Source organism: Amycolatopsis jejuensis, assembly GCF_000717335.1.
Classification (GTDB): Bacteria; Actinomycetota; Actinomycetes; order Mycobacteriales; family Pseudonocardiaceae; genus Amycolatopsis; species Amycolatopsis jejuensis.
This window is the reverse complement of sequence record NZ_JNYZ01000013.1, coordinates 11409-26562: the sequence shown is the minus strand read 5'-3', so window position 1 is coordinate 26562 and position 15154 is coordinate 11409. Positions and strand designations below refer to the sequence as shown.

Annotated in this window: 15 protein-coding genes; 12 read left to right on the top strand and 3 right to left on the bottom strand. The window is 70.1% G+C overall.

Annotated elements, in window-relative coordinates:
* Window positions 1-102 precede the first annotated feature (102 nt).
* Window positions 103-1638: a dynamin family protein gene (locus OO71_RS20125; protein ID WP_033291383.1), complete on the top strand. Its 1536-nt coding sequence runs from the start codon at window positions 103-105 to the stop codon at window positions 1636-1638.
* A gap of 30 nt (window positions 1639-1668) precedes the next feature.
* On the top strand, window positions 1669-2238 hold the full coding sequence (locus OO71_RS20120) for a hypothetical protein (protein ID WP_033291382.1): 570 nt from the start codon (window positions 1669-1671) through the stop codon (window positions 2236-2238).
* Here the strand turns inward: OO71_RS20120 and OO71_RS20115 are convergent.
* The 3 genes from OO71_RS20115 to OO71_RS20105 form a co-directional block, all read right to left on the bottom strand.
* Window positions 2235-2906, bottom strand: a complete 672-nt coding sequence (locus OO71_RS20115) for an SDR family NAD(P)-dependent oxidoreductase (protein ID WP_033291381.1) — start codon at window positions 2904-2906, stop codon at window positions 2235-2237. The genes OO71_RS20120 and OO71_RS20115 overlap by 4 nt on opposite strands.
* Window positions 2903-4315, bottom strand: a complete 1413-nt coding sequence (locus tag OO71_RS20110; RefSeq protein WP_051791730.1) for an MFS transporter — start codon at window positions 4313-4315, stop codon at window positions 2903-2905. The genes OO71_RS20115 and OO71_RS20110 overlap by 4 nt, the downstream gene beginning before the upstream one ends.
* A 69-nt stretch (window positions 4316-4384) precedes the next feature.
* A complete protein-coding gene (locus OO71_RS20105) occupies window positions 4385-5335 on the bottom strand; it encodes a sigma-70 family RNA polymerase sigma factor (protein ID WP_033291380.1) in 951 nt (316 codons plus the stop codon).
* Window positions 5336-5441: 106 nt separating this feature from the next.
* Here OO71_RS20105 and OO71_RS20100 point away from each other — a divergent pair, with 106 nt between their 5' ends.
* From OO71_RS20100 to OO71_RS20055, 10 genes are all read left to right on the top strand, one after another.
* Window positions 5442-5921, top strand: coding sequence for a YqeB family protein (locus tag OO71_RS20100; RefSeq protein WP_033291379.1), 480 nt, complete (start codon window positions 5442-5444; stop codon window positions 5919-5921).
* Entirely contained in the window at window positions 5918-6535 is a 618-nt protein-coding gene (locus tag OO71_RS20095; protein WP_033291378.1) for a TetR/AcrR family transcriptional regulator, read from the top strand. Before OO71_RS20100 ends, OO71_RS20095 begins: the two co-directional genes overlap by 4 nt.
* Entirely contained in the window at window positions 6535-6924 is a 390-nt protein-coding gene (gene grpE, locus OO71_RS20090) for a nucleotide exchange factor GrpE (RefSeq protein WP_033291377.1), read from the top strand. The genes OO71_RS20095 and grpE overlap by 1 nt, the downstream gene beginning before the upstream one ends.
* Window positions 6921-8741, top strand: a complete 1821-nt coding sequence (locus tag OO71_RS20085; RefSeq protein WP_033291376.1) for a dynamin family protein — start codon at window positions 6921-6923, stop codon at window positions 8739-8741. Before grpE ends, OO71_RS20085 begins: the two co-directional genes overlap by 4 nt.
* Window positions 8742-8748: 7 nt before the next feature.
* Complete coding sequence (locus OO71_RS20080; protein WP_156096433.1) at window positions 8749-9330, top strand: hypothetical protein; 582 nt, start codon at window positions 8749-8751, stop codon at window positions 9328-9330.
* 99 nt (window positions 9331-9429) lie between these two features.
* Complete coding sequence (locus OO71_RS20075; protein WP_033291374.1) at window positions 9430-10113, top strand: DUF6802 family protein; 684 nt, start codon at window positions 9430-9432, stop codon at window positions 10111-10113.
* Between the two features lie 358 nt (window positions 10114-10471).
* Window positions 10472-12292: a phosphoenolpyruvate carboxykinase (GTP) gene (locus OO71_RS20070; RefSeq protein WP_033291496.1), complete on the top strand. Its 1821-nt coding sequence runs from the start codon at window positions 10472-10474 to the stop codon at window positions 12290-12292.
* Between the two features lie 91 nt (window positions 12293-12383).
* Window positions 12384-13271 carry a TIGR03621 family F420-dependent LLM class oxidoreductase gene (locus OO71_RS20065; RefSeq protein ID WP_084145077.1) on the top strand — a complete coding sequence of 296 codons (888 nt, stop codon included), beginning with the start codon at window positions 12384-12386 and terminating at the stop codon, window positions 13269-13271.
* Window positions 13268-13873 (top strand): ATP-binding cassette domain-containing protein, encoded by a 606-nt coding sequence (locus tag OO71_RS20060; RefSeq protein ID WP_033291494.1) that lies wholly within the window; start codon window positions 13268-13270, stop codon window positions 13871-13873. Before OO71_RS20065 ends, OO71_RS20060 begins: the two co-directional genes overlap by 4 nt.
* Window positions 13873-15135 carry a DUF6297 family protein gene (locus OO71_RS20055; protein ID WP_033291493.1) on the top strand — a complete coding sequence of 421 codons (1263 nt, stop codon included), beginning with the start codon at window positions 13873-13875 and terminating at the stop codon, window positions 15133-15135. Before OO71_RS20060 ends, OO71_RS20055 begins: the two co-directional genes overlap by 1 nt.
* The last annotated feature ends 19 nt before the right edge of the window (window positions 15136-15154 follow it).

The following is a 15154-nucleotide window of genomic DNA, read 5'->3' as shown; positions in this document are numbered from 1 at the left end:
GCGGCGGCGGGCGCGTCGCCCGCCGGTACGACCTTCGATGCGACCCGAGGATGACCGGCATGGCACGATTCGGGCGCGGACGGCGCGGAAGGGGGCCCGGGGGTGACGGAACAGGGGCGGCTCGCCGGTCCGCTGTCCACGTCGGTCGCCGACCTGTGCCACCGGCTCCGGTCCCAGGTCTCGCCGCGGACCGCCGCCGGGTTCACCGAGGTGCTGCGCCGGCTCGGCGCGCCCCTGCAGGTGGCCGTGGCCGGGCGGATCAAATCGGGTAAGTCGACGCTGGTCAACGCGCTGATCGGGCGGCGGGTCGCGCCCACCGACGTCGGCGAGTGCACGCGGCTGGTCACGCGGTTCCAGTACGGCACGGTCGACCGGGTCGAGGTCGTGTTCCTCGACGGCCGCAAGCAGGTGCTGCCGTTCGCCGCCGACGGGTCGATCCCGGCCGAGCTCGGCGTCGACATCGCCGAGGTCTCACACCTCGAGGCGTACCTGACGCACGCGGTGCTGCAGGACATGACGGTGATCGACACCCCAGGGTTGGGCTCCCTCGACGCGGCGTCGGTGTCACGCACCGAGCAGCTGCTGGGCGCCGCCGAACAGGACGAGGGCTCCGACGATCTCGACGACACTTCGCGCAACGCCGTCGCTGGTGCGGAGGCTGTCCTGTACGTGGTGACGCAGGGCGTACGCGCCGACGATCAACAGGCGTTGGCTGCCTTCACCGCTGCCACCGCGAGCCGCGAGGCCGGTCCGGTCAACGCGATCGCGGTGCTGAACAAGGCGGACACGGTCGTCGCGGAGACCGTCGAGGGTTCGGACGGCGACGTGTGGAAAGCTGCGCAGCTGCTCGCCGAAAAGCAGGCGGCGACGCTGAAACCGCGGGTCGCGGACGTGCTGCCGGTGATCGGCCTGATCGCCGAATCCGCCGAGGCGGGCGGGTTCACCTCCGCCGACGCCGAGGCGCTGGGTCAGCTGGCCGCCCTCGACGACGACGTCCTGGAGACCTTGCTCATCGCGGCGGACATCTTCACGACGTGGGAATGCGAGGTACCGACCGGAATCCGATTGCGGTTGCTGGAGAAGCTGGATCTCTTCGGAATCCGCTGTGCGGTCGAGGCAATTCGCGCGGAACCGGAGATCACCGCGGGAGCGTTGCGCCGGAAGCTGCTCGACGTTTCCGGCCTCGACGCGGTCCGCCGCCGTCTTTCGGTGGTCTTCGCCGCGCGCGCCGACGGGATCAAGGCGGCGGCCGCGCTGGCGTCGGTGACGGCGCTGGCGCACGCGTCCGGCGACCCGGCCGAGCGGCAGCAGGTCCACGACGCGATCGAGGTGCTGCTGGCCCGTCCGGAGGCCCACCAGCTGCGGTTGCTGGAGGCGTTGACGCTGGTCGCGTCGGGTGCGGTCGAGATGCCGGAAGACCTGTCCGAGGAGGTGCTGCGGGTCGGCAGCAACGCCGACGTCGGCGCGCAGCTCGGCCTGCCCGGCGCGGCGCGGCCGGAGCTCGCCGCGCATGCCTTGGAACGTGCCGGATGGTGGCGGTCCTTTGCGTCATTCGGCGCAACTCCCGCGCAAAGCCGCGTGGCCCACGTCGTACACCGTGCCTATTTCCTGATCTGGCAACAAATCCGCGCACAGTGACCAGGTCCGCGTGACGCGTAGGCTGGATTTGTGCGGCTGGAGAACACCACCTCGTGGCAGGTGTACTGGGGGAGCGAGCCCGAGATCGACGTGGCGCTTTACCTTCGTGACGTCCTGGCGCTCTCGGTCGCCGACGGCCAGCTGCTGCCCCCGGTCGAACCGGCGGTGCCGGTGCACGTGCCCCCGGCGCTCGACCGCGCGGCGGTGCAGGCGCAGTGGCCGCAGTGGTGGAACGGGCTGCTCGCGCGTGAGCGAGGTCCGGCGCGAACCCGGCGGGTCAGCGGATCGGCGCTCGACCTGGCGGTCCAGCACTTCGCCGCCGCCGCGGCCGACCACTTCGCCACCGCCCGGCGGCCGGTCGCGTCCGGCTTCCACCGCCGCCAGATCCTCGCCGGTGAGCGGCTGGGCAGGCTGGTGCGCGAGACGGAGGTGGAGCTCGGCCGCCGCGCCCGGCCGTTCCGGTTGTCGGTACTGGAGGTCCCGGTGGCGGGCCGGGTGTGGCTGCGCACGGAACACCGGCTGCTGGTGTCGTCCCGGCTGGCGGCGGACGTTCCCGAGCTGGACCACGCCATGCGCACCCTGATCCGCGAGCTGGCTTAGGGCGCCGGCGCCAGCCCGGCCGGGGTGAGCAGGTAGGCGCCCTGTTCGTGGGCGGGGTCGGTGGCCAGGTCGGTGATGGCCTTGCCGACCTGGGCGGTGGTGAGCGTCGGGCCGAGGCCCGCGAGGAAAGTCGGTAAGTCGACCCCTTGCCGCTCGGCGTAGGCGGCCACCGCGCTCGCGCCCAGGCCGGTGGCCGGGGTCAGCTTCGGCAGTACGGACACGAACCGGATGCCGAGACCCGCCCGCGCGGACTCCTCGGCGGCGTACCCGGTGATGAATCGGATGGTGGCCTTGGCTCCGGCGTAGCCACCGCTGAGCGGGGACCCGGCGAGCGCGGCTCCGCTGGACAGGGTGATCACGACGCTGCCGGGAGCCAGTGGCAGCAGGAGGCTTTCGCGGAGCCAGGTGAAGACGTGCCGGACGTCGACGTCCCAGTTGCGGCTGAAGGTTTCCCACGTTTGCCGATGGATCGGCTCGGCAGGCGGGGTGGCCCCGGCGTTGAGGACCAGGATCTGCGGCCGGTGGAGGTCAAGGAGCCGGTGGGCTTCCGTGCCGTCGGCGAGCTGGTCGCGGCCCACGCCGACGACGGTGACGCCGGTTGCGGCCAGTTCGGTGGCGATGGCGTGGCCGAAACCCCGGGTGGCGCCGGTGACGAGTGCAGTGGTCATCGGGTAACTCCATCTGGTCGAGCAGGGGCGAAGACGGCGGCGATGATTCCGACGGCGGCAAGGGCGGCAGCCACCCAGAGCGCGGGTTTGAATCCGTCGACGAATGCTTCTGGGGACGCGTAACTGCCGTAGTGGGCGAAAACGGCGGCGAGGATGGCGACGCCGAATACTCCGCCGAGTTCCCGCAGTGCGGTGTTGGCTCCGGCGGCGACCCCGGTGTCGTCGATCGGGACGGCGGCGGTCGCGGCGCCCGCAGTGGTCGCGAAGATCATCCCGATGCCCGCACCGGCGACGATCAGCGGTCCGACGAGGCGCGCGTAACTCACGCCGGGTTCGGTCACCATGGCCAGCCAGCCGAGGCCGGCGGCCTGAAGGAGAAGCCCGCCGAGCAGGAACGGCCGCACGCCGACGCGGTCGGCCAGCGCCCCGGCGACCGGCGCGACCAGCATGGGCATCCCGGTCCACACCAGGATCCGCAGCCCGGCCTCCAGCGGGGTGTTGCCGAGCCCGATCTGGAACAGCTGGGTGATCATGAACAGGCTGCCGAGCAGGGAAAGGAACTGGAAGAAGATCACCCCGCCCGCCGTCGAGAATCCGCGCAGGCGGAAGTACGCCAGCGGCAGCATCGGATGGGCCGCCCGCCGCTCCCAACGCAGGAAAGCAACCACGAGCACCACCCCGGCCACGAGCGAGACGAGCACCTCGGCGCTGTCCCAGCCGATCGACGGCGCCCGCACCGGCGCCAAGGTCAGCGCGAACATTCCGGCCGCGGCCAGCATGACCCCGACGAGGTCGAGGTTCGGCCGCGGACCACGGCTTTCCCGCAGCAGCAAGGCGGAAGCCGGGATCATGGCGAGTCCGACCGGCACGTTGATCCAGAAGATCCACTGCCAGGCCACGCCCTGCACGATGGCGCCGCCGAGCACCGGACCGGCGGCCACCCCGAGCCCGGTGATCCCGCCCCACAGCCCGATCGCCATCCCGCGGTTGCCCGTGGGGAAAGCGTCGCTGATCAGCGTGAGGGTGAGCGGCAGGACGACGGCGGCGCCGGCCCCTTCGACCACGCGCGCGACGATCAGCCCGGTCGCGCTGGTCGACAGCGCGCAGGCGACCGAGGCGAGGCTGAACACCGCAAGCCCCACCAGGTACATCCGCCGCCTGCCGAAGCGGTCGCCGAGCGCCGAGCCGGTGAGCATCAGGCAGGCGAACGCCAGGTTGTACGCGTTGATCGTCCATTCCAGGTCCGACAGGTTCGCGCCGAGGTCCGTGCGCAGCGTCGGCAGCGCGGTGGCCACGACCACCACGTCCAGCGAGCACAGGAACGCGCCGAGCCCGGCGAGCACAAGGGTCCAGCCGCGCCGGACGGGTGGGTCGCCGACATGGCCGGGCGCGATCGTCTGTTGTGCCATTCGTCATTCCTTCGCAGGTTCGAGAGGACGTACGAAGGGCAGACCGGCCGCGGATCGGAAAGGAACCGCTCACCTCCTCTCTAGCGGGAGCTCGAACGCGCCGAACAGTGCCGGATCGAGGAACGCGACGATTCGCGCGATCCCGGTGTCGGTGCAGGTCAAGACGTGAATGGCGTGAGCTCGATAGGCCCCGTCTTCCCAGGCGTAGACGGCGATGGCGGGTTGACCATTGGCGCGCGTCGCGACCGTCCGCTTGGCGCCGGTGGCCAGCACCCGCGTCTCGAGGAACTGCACGACCGCGGTCCGCCCGGCAAACCACGTCGAGTACGGGGGCATTTCCAGCTCGACGTCCTCGCGCAGCAGCCGGGTCAACGCGTTGACGTCAGCCGTCTCGAAGGCCGTCATGAACCCGTCGAGCTGAGTCCGGACGCGGGCGTCAGCCGGTTCGACGAGGTTGTGTTCCGCCGGGGCGACCTGCTTGAGGTGTTCGCGGGCGCGCTGCAGAGCGCTTTTCACCGCAGTGGGGGTCATCTCGAGCGCCTCGGCGACCTCCGCCGCGCGCCAGGCCATGACGTCTCGCAGGATCAGCACCGCCCGCTGCCGCGCGGGCAGGTGCTGCCACGCGGCGACCAAGGCCAGCCGCAGACTGCCGCGCCCGGCGACGATGGCGGCCGGGTCCATCGTGTTCAGCACGACCTCGGGCAACGGCTGCAGCCACGAAACCTCCGGCTTCGCAAGCACCGCCTGCGGATTCGTGCTCGGCCCGCCGAGCCCTGACGGCAATGGTCGCCGCCCCCGCTTCTCGAGCGCGGTCCAGCAGGCGTTCGCGGCAATCCGGTACAGCCAGCTGCGCAGCGACGAGCGCCCCTCGAATCCGGCATACGCCCGCCATGCGCGCAGGTAGGTCTCCTGCACCACGTCCTCGGCCTCGTCCAGCGAACCGAGCATGCGATAGCAGTAGCCGAGCAACTCCGGCCGGAACCCGCTCGCCAACCGGGTGAACTCGCCACCATCCGTCATTCCCGCCTCCACCGCCGACACAACTTCCCCCAGTACAGACCTCAGGTACGACAAAAACGGACCGGGCGCATTGATAAACCGAGTACGCGGTCTATTATTGGTCGCCATGGAGACAGTGGTCGACGAGCCGACCTGGGTGCGGCGCGGGTCGTGGGTCGCCTGCCCGGCGGCCGGGGCGGCGCTCGGCTGGGGCGTGCAGGCCCTGTCCGGCTGGATCGTCTCCCTGACCTGGTTCCCGGTGCAGGGCCCGTTCCGGCTGCTGCACTCGGTGCCCCAGCCGGGGCGGTTGCTCGCTTCGGTTGCCGTGGGCGCGCTGCTGGGGCTGGCGTTCGCGTGGATGTGGGCGTGGGACCGGCTGGTGGTCACGGTGTCGGCCACGCGCGTCACGCTCGAACGACGCGAGCGGCGACGGCGCATCGACACGCCGTTGACCGCAGTGTTCGTCGACGACGGCAAGCTCGTCCTGCTCGGCGAAGGCGACCGCGAACTGGCCAGGGAGAAGACCGACCTGAACCGCCGTCAGCTGGCGCTCGCGTTCACCACGCACGGCCGCCCGTGGCTCGACGAACCGCCACCCGAACGATGAGGACCGTCGACCCGGCGAAGCACGCGGCAAAGCGGCGCGCCATCCTCGACGCGGCCGCAGAATGCTTTGCCCGCAACGGTTTCGAGAAAACATCGACCGCCGACATCTGCCGCGCCGCGGGGATCAGCTCGGGCAGCCTGTTCCACTACTTCCCCACCAAACGGGCGGTTTTCGTCGGCATTTTCGAAGCGGACACGGCCGACAACGAGGAAGTCCTTGCTGCGGCGGCGAAAATCGATGACGCGTGGGACGCCGTCCGGCATGTCCTCATGCATCTGACTGCGCCGCTGCAGATACCGGGCGTCGTCCGGCTGATCCTCGAAGCCGCCGCGCAAGCCGCGCGGGACCCGGAGTTCGCCACCCTGATCCGCGAAAACGACGACCGCATGCGCATCGGCCTGGCCGACGTGATCACCCGCGGGGTCGAGTCCGGCCGCCTGTCCCCCGTCGTGTCGCCGGCCGATGCGGGAAACTGGATCGTGGCGCTGGTGGACGCGCTGCTGTCCCGGGCGAGTCTCGACCCCGCCCTGGACACCGGACACGAACAAGCGGTACTGCGAACGCTGCTGGAACGGATGCTCGTCCCGTCGGGGACCGGCAGAGGGAGGCCCTGATGGGGTGGTTCCGCCGGAGTGCGGGAACCGAAGGCGCGGCGGCCGCGTCGAAACCCGATGTGGACGTCGTAGCTGCCCCCGGTGACCTCGAACGCGCGCTGGCCGACCGGCAGGCGCTCATCCAGCTGTGCCTGTACGCGCTGGATCGCGCGCGCAGCAACGGCGTCGCCGAGCGGCTCGAGCACGGCCTCGCCGACCTCGGGGTCACCGCATTGCGGGCCGAGGGCGAACGGTTCGACCCGGCGCGGCACGAGGCAGGCGGTGCCGTGGCCACGGACGATCCCGAGCTCGACGGCGTCGTCGCGGAAACCGAGGTCGTCGGGTTCGCCGATCACGACCGGCTGTTGCGGGCGCCGATCGTCACCGTCTACGCGAAGCGGGCCCCGTGACCACGCTCCCCCTCCAGGTCCAGGACGCTCGTGAGCAGCTGCTCGCCGTGGTCCGCGAGGCCGATCCGCAGGCCGCCAAATGGGTCGACGACGTACGCCGCGCGCGGTCGGAGAAGCCGTCGGTGGTCGTGGTCGGCGAGACCAACCGCGGCAAGAGTTCGCTGGTCAACGCCCTCCTCGCGACCCCAGGGCTGTCCCCGGTGGACGCGGACGTCGCCACCGCCACGTACCTCGTCTTCGAACACGCGCCGCAGTGGGGCGCGCAGGCGTGCTACCCGGGTCAGCTCGCGTCCGTGCCCATCGACCTCACGCAGCTGGTCCACTGGGTGTCCGCGGCGCACGAGCTGCCGCCGGGACAGCTGCCGCCACGCTACGTCGAGGTGTCCGGCCCGGTCCCGCTGCTGGAACGGCTGACCCTGGTCGACACACCGGGGGTCGGCGGCCTCGATTCCCTGCACGGCGAGCTGGCCAAGGAAGCCGCCGCGGGCGCGACCGCGCTCGTGTTCGTGGTCGACGCGTCGGCGCCGTTCACGTCCAGCGAGCTGCAGTTCCTGCGCGAGGTCGCCGACCGCGTGGAGACGGTCGTGTTCGTACTGGCCAAAACCGACGCGTTCCGCGGCTGGCGCGAGATCCTCGAAGCCGACCGGCAGCTGCTGGCCGAGCATGCGCCGCGGTTTGCCGGAGCGGTGTTCCACCCGGTGTCGGCGCGCGTGTTCGAAACTGCGGCGAAGGCGCCGAACGAGCAGGTCGCGGCCATGCTGCGGGAGAAGTCCGGGATCGCGGCGGTGCAGGTGGCGTTGCAGGAGCTGCTGGTCGGCCGGTCGATGATGTTGACGGAAGCCAACACGCTGCGGTCGCTGTCGAGCGCGCTGGCCGGGATCAAGGCGAAACTGCAGGCGGAAAGCCGTGCTTTGTCGGCCGGCGAAGCGGAAGCCGAGCAACTGCGCGCCCGCCGCGACGATCTCCAGGCCCAGCGCCGCACGTCCACGCGTGGCTGGCAGCTCCGGCTGCGCGGCGAGATCCAGCGCACGCGGGTCGAGGTCGGGCACGAGAGCAGCCGGGAAATGCGGGAGGCGCAAGCGTATTTCCGCCAGCGCATCGACGGCGCGAAGCGCGACCAGCTGCCCGGGCTGCCGCAGGAAGTGGACATCGCGCTGCAGACGGCGTCGCAGCGGGTGTCGATGTTGTTGTCACAGCGGCTGAATCAGGTGACCAACGTGGCGTTGTCGGAGCTGTTCTCCGCCGAGGAACTGGCGGTGCTGCGGGCCCAGTTCCTGCGCGCCGGAGGTCCGCCCGTCGTCTTGCGCCCGCCGGACAAACGGCCACCGACGGCCGAGGACAAACTGTTGGTGTTCATGGGAATCTCCGGCGGCGTGGGCGCGGGCAAGATCGCCGCGCTGCCGCTGGCGGGCGTCGCGATCCTCAACCCGGTGGTCCTCCCGGCGACGATCGTGATCGGCCTCGGCGCGGGCTGGTGGATGGCCCGTACGCGCAAACACGCCGCGGACAAACAGCACCTGAAGCAATGGCTGGTCGAAGCCATCGCGGACGCCCGTTCGACGCTCGACCAGCTCATCGCGGAACAGCTCATCGAGGCCGAACAACAGCTGTCGCTCGCCCTGGACGAGGCGCTTGGCCGTCGCATCGAGGCGATCGAGGCCGAGCTGAAGGACGTCGACCGGACGATCAAGATGAGCGCGCAGGAACGGGCCAAGAAGATCGCGATCGTGTCGAAACGCCTGAAGGACGTCACGGACGGCCACACTCGCGCGGAAACCCTCCTGTCGCGCATTCGCACGGTGCGTGATCGGGCATGATCGGTTCGTGACGTACGGACCCGGCTACCCGCCACCGCACCAGCAGCCGCCGCCGCAGCCCGTGTCGCCACAGTGGGGCACGCCGCAGTGGCCGGGCCCGCCTCCGGGTTACCCCAGCGGCCGGGCCTCCACCGGCGCGCCGCCGCCGAAACGCCGCCGTACCGGGCTGATCATCGGCATCTGCCTGGCAGGCGTCGTGGTCCTCGCCGCGGCCGGGATCACGATCTTCGTCGTGGTCACCGACGACAGTGTGGAAGTGCACCGTCCGGCAGGCGGCCCCGAGGTCGTCGTCCAGGCGTACGTCGATGCGGTCAACCAGCGGGACCCGATCGGCCTGCAGAACGTCAACTGCCACCCCTCCACCGAGTACCCCGCGACCCGGTCGGTCGCCGGGTTCGCCACGGACGGCGTCCGGATGCGCCTCGGGCGGAAAGCGCAGGCCTCGTCCGGCTGGCAGTACTACGAGGTCGAAGTGACCCGCACCGGCCGTCCGCCGTCCATCGGCAGGCTGGAGTTCAGCCAGGAGGAGGGCGGGACCTGGTGCGTTCCGCTCACCGGCCTCGGTCTTCCGGTCAACCTGCCGGGCTGACCCGCCGATGATCGGCTTGTGGACGGGAACCGAACCGGCCTAACGTGAGTCTTACGCATGAATCAGCGCAGACCCGGCCGTAATAAGGGGGACCAACCCATGTGGGTCGACGAGAGTGGCGGCACCGACGCGAGCGGGCCCGAGGCCATGACCGTCCACGTCGAGGGGCAGGACTACCAGGCCGAGGTGAACTACGACGCCGACCAGGACGGGGTCGCCGACACCGCGATCGTCGAGCACGGCGACGGCACGGCGCAGGCGTTCGGGGACACCGACCACGACGGCGTCGCCGACCACTACGCGGTGGTCGACTCCACCGGGCACGTCGTCGACCAGGCGGTGTACGACGAGGCCAGCGGATCGTGGGTCGAGTCCGGACAGGGCCACCCCGGCGGTACGGAGTCGACGTCGCAGGACTCCTCCACCACCGGCCACATCCACGCGGACCTGCCCGGCGGCGAGGTCGACGCCGGGGTCGCCACGATCGACACGGACCACGACGGGCACAACGACACCGCGGTCGTCGAGACCAAGTCCGGCGGCACGATCGCGTTCACCGACACCGACAAGGACGGCGATGCCGACGTCGCGGTGCAGATCGGCGCGGACGGCAGCACCACCACGTACGAGCACACCGGCTCCGGCGAATGGACCGAGACCGGCGGCGCGAACCACGCGATCGACCCGGCGAGCGATGCGGCCTGGGGTGGCGAGGGCGCGCAGCTGCTGAGCGGCGTCGCGAAAATCGACTCCGGCACCGGGCAGTGGATCAGCCCCAACTGACCCTGCTGTAACTCCTGTCACACACTACGGGCCCGGCCTCGCGCCGGGCCCGTTGTCGTCTGCATCTCCGCATCCGGCACGAATGCGACCCGGCCCGCACGAAAAGATTTTCGGCGCTGGCCCGTTCCAGTGAAACTGAATCGATTCCCTTATCGTTCTTGTGAGAGAACCGACAGGTCAGCTCTCGGTTACCTGCCGGTCATCCGGCTACAGTCGGGGAATCCCAAAAACCCGCACACCGGTCGTCGCCGGTGTGCGAAGCCATTCGGTCGCCGGCAACGAAGCCCGCACCGACGAACAACGGATGTTCGCGGTGTGGGCTCTTTTGTCGTCGGAAGTTCGGAAGTCAGGAGCAGAGATGACCGCAGTCGCCATCCCCGGACTGGACAACGCGCCGACGACGCACAGTGGCGTGCTGTCCTGGGTCCGGGAGGTCGCCGAGCTGACCACCCCGGACCGCGTGGTGTGGATCGACGGGTCGGACGAGGAAGCCGCCCTGATCAACGAGGAGCTGGTGGCGGCAGGCACCTTCGTGAAGCTGGACGCGAAGCCGAACTCCTACTGGGCCACCTCGGACCCCGGCGACGTCGCGCGGGTCGAGGACCGCACCTTCATCTGCTCGGCGGAGGAGAAGGACGCGGGCCCCACCAACAACTGGGTCGACCCGGCCGAGATGAAGGCCACGATGACGGAGCTGTACCGCGGCTGCATGCGCGGGCGCACGATGTACGTCATCCCGTTCTGCATGGGCCCGCTCGGGGACGAAAACCCCAAGCTGGGCATCGAAATCACCGACTTCGCGTACGTCGTCGCGTCGATGCGCGTGATGACCCGCGCGGGCCGGGCGGCGCTCGACAAGTTCGTGAAGGCCGACGGCTCCGAGCGCGAGTTCGTGCCCGCGCTGCACTCGGTCGGCAAGCCGCTGCAGCCGGGCGAGAAGGACGTCGCCTGGCCGTGCAGTGACACCAAGTACATCTCGCACTTCCCGGAGGAGCGGCTGATCTGGAGCTACGGCTCGGGGTACGGCGGGAACTCGCTGCTGGGCAAGAAGTGCTACTCGCTGCGCATCGGTTCGGTGCTCGCCCGCGACGAGGGCTGGCTCGCCGAGCACATGCTGATCCTCAAGCTGATCTCGCCCGAGGACAAGGTGCACTACATCGCGGCGGCCTTCCCGAGCGCCTGCGGCAAGACCAATCTCGCGATGCTGCAGCCGACGATTCCGGGCTGGCGCGCGGAAACCCTCGGCGACGACATCGCGTGGATGCGCTTCGGCGAGGACGGCCGGCTCTACGCGGTCAACCCCGAGTTCGGCTTCTTCGGGGTCGCGCCGGGCACGGACAACCACACCAACCCGAACGCCATGCGCACGCTCGAAAAGGGCAACACGGTCTACACGAACGTCGCGCTCACCGACGATGGTGACGTGTGGTGGGAGGGCATGGAGAACACGCCCGCGCACGCGACGTCGTGGAAGCACCAGGACTGGACGCCCGGCTCCGAGGAGAAGGCGGCCCACCCGAACTCGCGTTACTGCGTGCCGATGTCGCAGTGCCCGATCCTCGCGCCGGAGTGGGACGACCCGAAGGGCGTGCCGATCTCGGCGATCCTGTTCGGCGGCCGCCGCAAGACCACGGTGCCGCTGGTGAACCAGGCCCGCGACTGGCAGCACGGCGTGTTCCTCGGCGCCACCATGTCGTCGGAGACCACGGCGGCGGCGGTCGGCGCGGTCGGCAACGTGCGCCGCGACCCGATGGCGATGCTGCCGTTCCTCGGCTACCACGCCGGTGACTACTTCAAGCACTGGCTCACGCTCGGCAAGAACGCCGACGCGAACAAGCTGCCGAAGATCTTCTACGTCAACTGGTTCCGCCGCGGCGACGACGGCCGGTTCCTGTGGCCGGGCTTCAGCGAGAACTCGCGCGTGATCAAGTGGGTCCTCGACCGCGTCGAAGGCCGCGGCAACGCCACCGAGACCCCGATCGGATACGTGCCGAACGCCGAGGACCTGTACCTCGACGGCCTGTCCGAGCCGGTCGAGGACATCCAGGCCGCGCTCGAGGTGCGCAACGAGGAGTGGCGCGAGGAGCTGCCGCTCATCGAGGAGTGGTTCGCGAAGATCGGCGAGGTCCCCTCGTCGCTGCGCGACGAGCTCGACGCGCTGGCCCAGCGCCTCGGCTGAGCCCACAGTCCGAAGGGGACGTTCGCACCGGGCGCGGACGTCCCCTTCTTCATGCGCGGAAAGTGTCGGTGCGGCGCGGTAGCGTGAGCGCATGGTGATCCCTGGGGAGAGGCCGTTCCGGTTCGGCGTCAACATGGTGCTGCCGGGCACGCGCGCGGAGTGGGTGGCGAAGTGCCGCCGGGTCGAGGAAATGGGTTACCACGTGCTGAGCGTGGCCGACCATCTCGGCATGGCGCCGCCGTTTCCGGCGCTCGTGCTGGCCGGTGAAGTCACGGAACGCGTGCGGCTCAACACTTTCGTGCTCAATGCGCCGTTCTACCATCCGACGTTGCTGGCGCGTGACGTCGCGGGCACCGATCAGTTCGTGTCCGGGCGGCTGGAGCTCGGCCTCGGCGCCGGGTACGTGAAGGCGGAGTTCGAGGCCGCCGGAATGCCGTTTCCCAGTGCGGGCGAACGGGTCGACCATCTCGAACGCACGGTCAAGGAACTCGCGCGGTTGTACGCGGATCCGGCGTATGCGCCGCAACCTGCGCAACCGGCCGGTCCCCCGTTGATGATCGGCGGCCGGGGGGACCGGGTGTTGGCGCTGGCCGCCGAGCATGCTTCGGTGATTGCGTTCAACGGCATGGCAAAGTTGCGTGACGGTGCACCGCTCGCGTTGGCCACCGCCGACGGGCTCGAGGAGCGCACGCGGTTCGTTGCCGAGCGGGTGGGTTCGCGGGAGGTCGAATTCAACCTGCTCGTGCAGTTCGTCCAGATCACCGATGATCGGCTTGGCACGCTGCGGAAACTGGGTGAACGGTTGGAGCTTCCGGCTGCCGAACTGGCGACGGTGCCCACGGTGTTGGTCGGCACGGTCGCGGAAATCGCCGAACAGCTGCGGGCACACCGGGATCGGTTCGGCATCAGCTATTACACGGTCCTGGAACCGAATGCCGAGGTTCTCGCGCCGGTGGTGGAGTCGTTGTGCAGCCGGTGATCGACGCCCGCGGCCTCGGGGTGAAAGCCGGTGACCTGTGGCTGCTGGAGGACCTCGATTTTTCCGTCGAGCCGGGCGAATGCGCGGTGCTCGTCGGGCCGAACGGGGTCGGCAAATCCACGCTGCTGCGATGTTTGTACGGGATGCAGGAACCGCAGCGGGGCCGGGTGCTGGTCGACGGCGCGAAGCCGGACGAGCGCAGTGTTGCCTTCCGCCGCAAGGTATCCGTGCTGTTCGACGATTCCGACTTCTTCGCCGAGCTCACGCCGGTGCAGCACCTGGAACTGCTGGCCGGTTCGTTCGGCGAAGACCTCGGTGATTTCAGTGCGTTACTGGCCGACGCCGGGCTCGCCGAACGCGCCCGCGTCACCGCAGGGCATTTCTCCGCCGGGCAGCGGCGGCGGTTGCTGCTGCTCGGTGTCACCGCGCGGCCGCACCGGGTCCTGCTGCTCGACGAGCCCGAACGTGCGCTCGACACCGAAGGCAAGGAATGGCTGGTCGACCTCATCGGCCGGTCCACGGCAGCCGGGGCGGCGGTGGTCGTGGCCACGCATCACCAGCCGTTGCTGGAAACTGCGGACAGTGTGCTCGAACTGTGGTGATGCGGTTGCGCGTACCCGGCCGCAAGCGGTTCGGCGGCATTTTCAGCGGGGACAGCCCCACCTTCGTGCTGATGTTCGGGGTGGGCTTCCTGTTCACCGCGTTCTTCCGCACCGACGCGTGGCATCGAGTCCTTTTTGGACCGTCCGTTGTGGACTTCCCGGCGGTGCTCGGTCTCGTCCTGCTGTGCTGTGCGGTGGGCTGGCGAAGCCTGCTGCGCCGCGGTTTCGTGTGGGCGGAACCGGCGGAGCTCACCTGGATGGACTACGCGCAGGTGGACCGCCGCCGAGTCGTGGCGACCCGGCTGGCGGGCGCGCTCACCGGGTTCTTCGTGGTGATCGGATACGTCGCCGCGCTCATGCTGGCGGTCGGCGGCGGTTCGCTCGAATGGTGGCGCGCGGCGGCCGCAATCGTCGCCGGTGGCACGGTTTTGGCGTTCACCACCGCGCGGCGCACGGGTTTCCGCAGCGAAGCCGCCGGTCCGCTGCTGATCGCGGTGGCCGGAGTGGTCATCGCTGCGGCGAAGCTCGATGCTCCCGCCGTGCAGTACGTCGGCGCCGCGCTCGCGTTGTGCGGTCTGCTGCTCGCCTTCGGCGGGGAGGCGGCCAGCCGAGGCGGACGCGCGGTGCTGCTCGACGGCTGGAACGCGCGGGTCCTGCGGTCGGTCGCGGTCACGTTCCTCGACCCGATGATGATGCTGCCGGAGTCCGCGCCGGTGGGTACGTGGTCGGTGCGGCACCCCACCGCGTTCCGGCTGGCCTGGGCGGGGATGATCGGCCGGTCCCGGTACGCGGGCACCGTCCTGCTGGTCGCGCTGGCCGTCGCGGTGGGGCACGTGGCCGTGCCGACGCTGCCCGGTCCGGTGCTCGTCGGGCTGGGCGCGTACATCGCGCTCACGCCGTTCGGCGCCGGGCTCGGCGTGCTGTGGCGAAATCCGGGACGGCGGCGATGGCTGGGTTCGTCGTCCGGGGAGCTGGTCGTCGCGCACGGCGTGGTGCTCATCGTGGTCGCGCTCGGCTGGTCGATGCTGCTCACAGTGGCACTTTTTGCTTTGGGGACAGCGGTTTCGCCGCTCTCCTGGGTGATGGTCGCCCTCGCTGTGCTGTCGGTGTTGCGCACGGTCACGCGCGCGCCGGTGGACTACAGCAGCGCGGGTTTCGTCGACACCCCCGCCGGTCCGATGCCCGCCAACCTCGCGCGGCAGCTGTTCCGCGGGCCCGACTTGCTGGTGGCCGGAATCCTGGTGCTGGCGCTGGTCGGCTGAACGGGCGCGCGCGGGTTAG

Excerpts from the sequence above, each read along its gene's own strand:
- OO71_RS20075 (WP_033291374.1), top strand. The coding sequence starts at position 9,430 with ATGTGGGTCGACGAGAGTGGCGGCACCGACGCGAGCGGGCCCGAGGCC.
- OO71_RS20065 (WP_084145077.1), top strand. The coding sequence starts at position 12,384 with ATGGTGATCCCTGGGGAGAGGCCGTTCCGGTTCGGCGTCAACATGGTG.
- OO71_RS20110 (WP_051791730.1), bottom strand. The coding sequence starts at position 4,315 with ATGGCACAACAGACGATCGCGCCCGGCCATGTCGGCGACCCACCCGTC.
- grpE (WP_033291377.1), top strand. The coding sequence starts at position 6,535 with ATGGGGTGGTTCCGCCGGAGTGCGGGAACCGAAGGCGCGGCGGCCGCG.
- OO71_RS20100 (WP_033291379.1), top strand. The coding sequence starts at position 5,442 with ATGGAGACAGTGGTCGACGAGCCGACCTGGGTGCGGCGCGGGTCGTGG.
- OO71_RS20115 (WP_033291381.1), bottom strand. The coding sequence starts at position 2,906 with ATGACCACTGCACTCGTCACCGGCGCCACCCGGGGTTTCGGCCACGCC.
- OO71_RS20105 (WP_033291380.1), bottom strand. The coding sequence starts at position 5,335 with ATGACGGATGGTGGCGAGTTCACCCGGTTGGCGAGCGGGTTCCGGCCG.
- OO71_RS20095 (WP_033291378.1), top strand. The coding sequence starts at position 5,918 with ATGAGGACCGTCGACCCGGCGAAGCACGCGGCAAAGCGGCGCGCCATC.
- OO71_RS20070 (WP_033291496.1), top strand. The coding sequence starts at position 10,472 with ATGACCGCAGTCGCCATCCCCGGACTGGACAACGCGCCGACGACGCAC.
- OO71_RS20055 (WP_033291493.1), top strand. The coding sequence starts at position 13,873 with ATGCGGTTGCGCGTACCCGGCCGCAAGCGGTTCGGCGGCATTTTCAGC.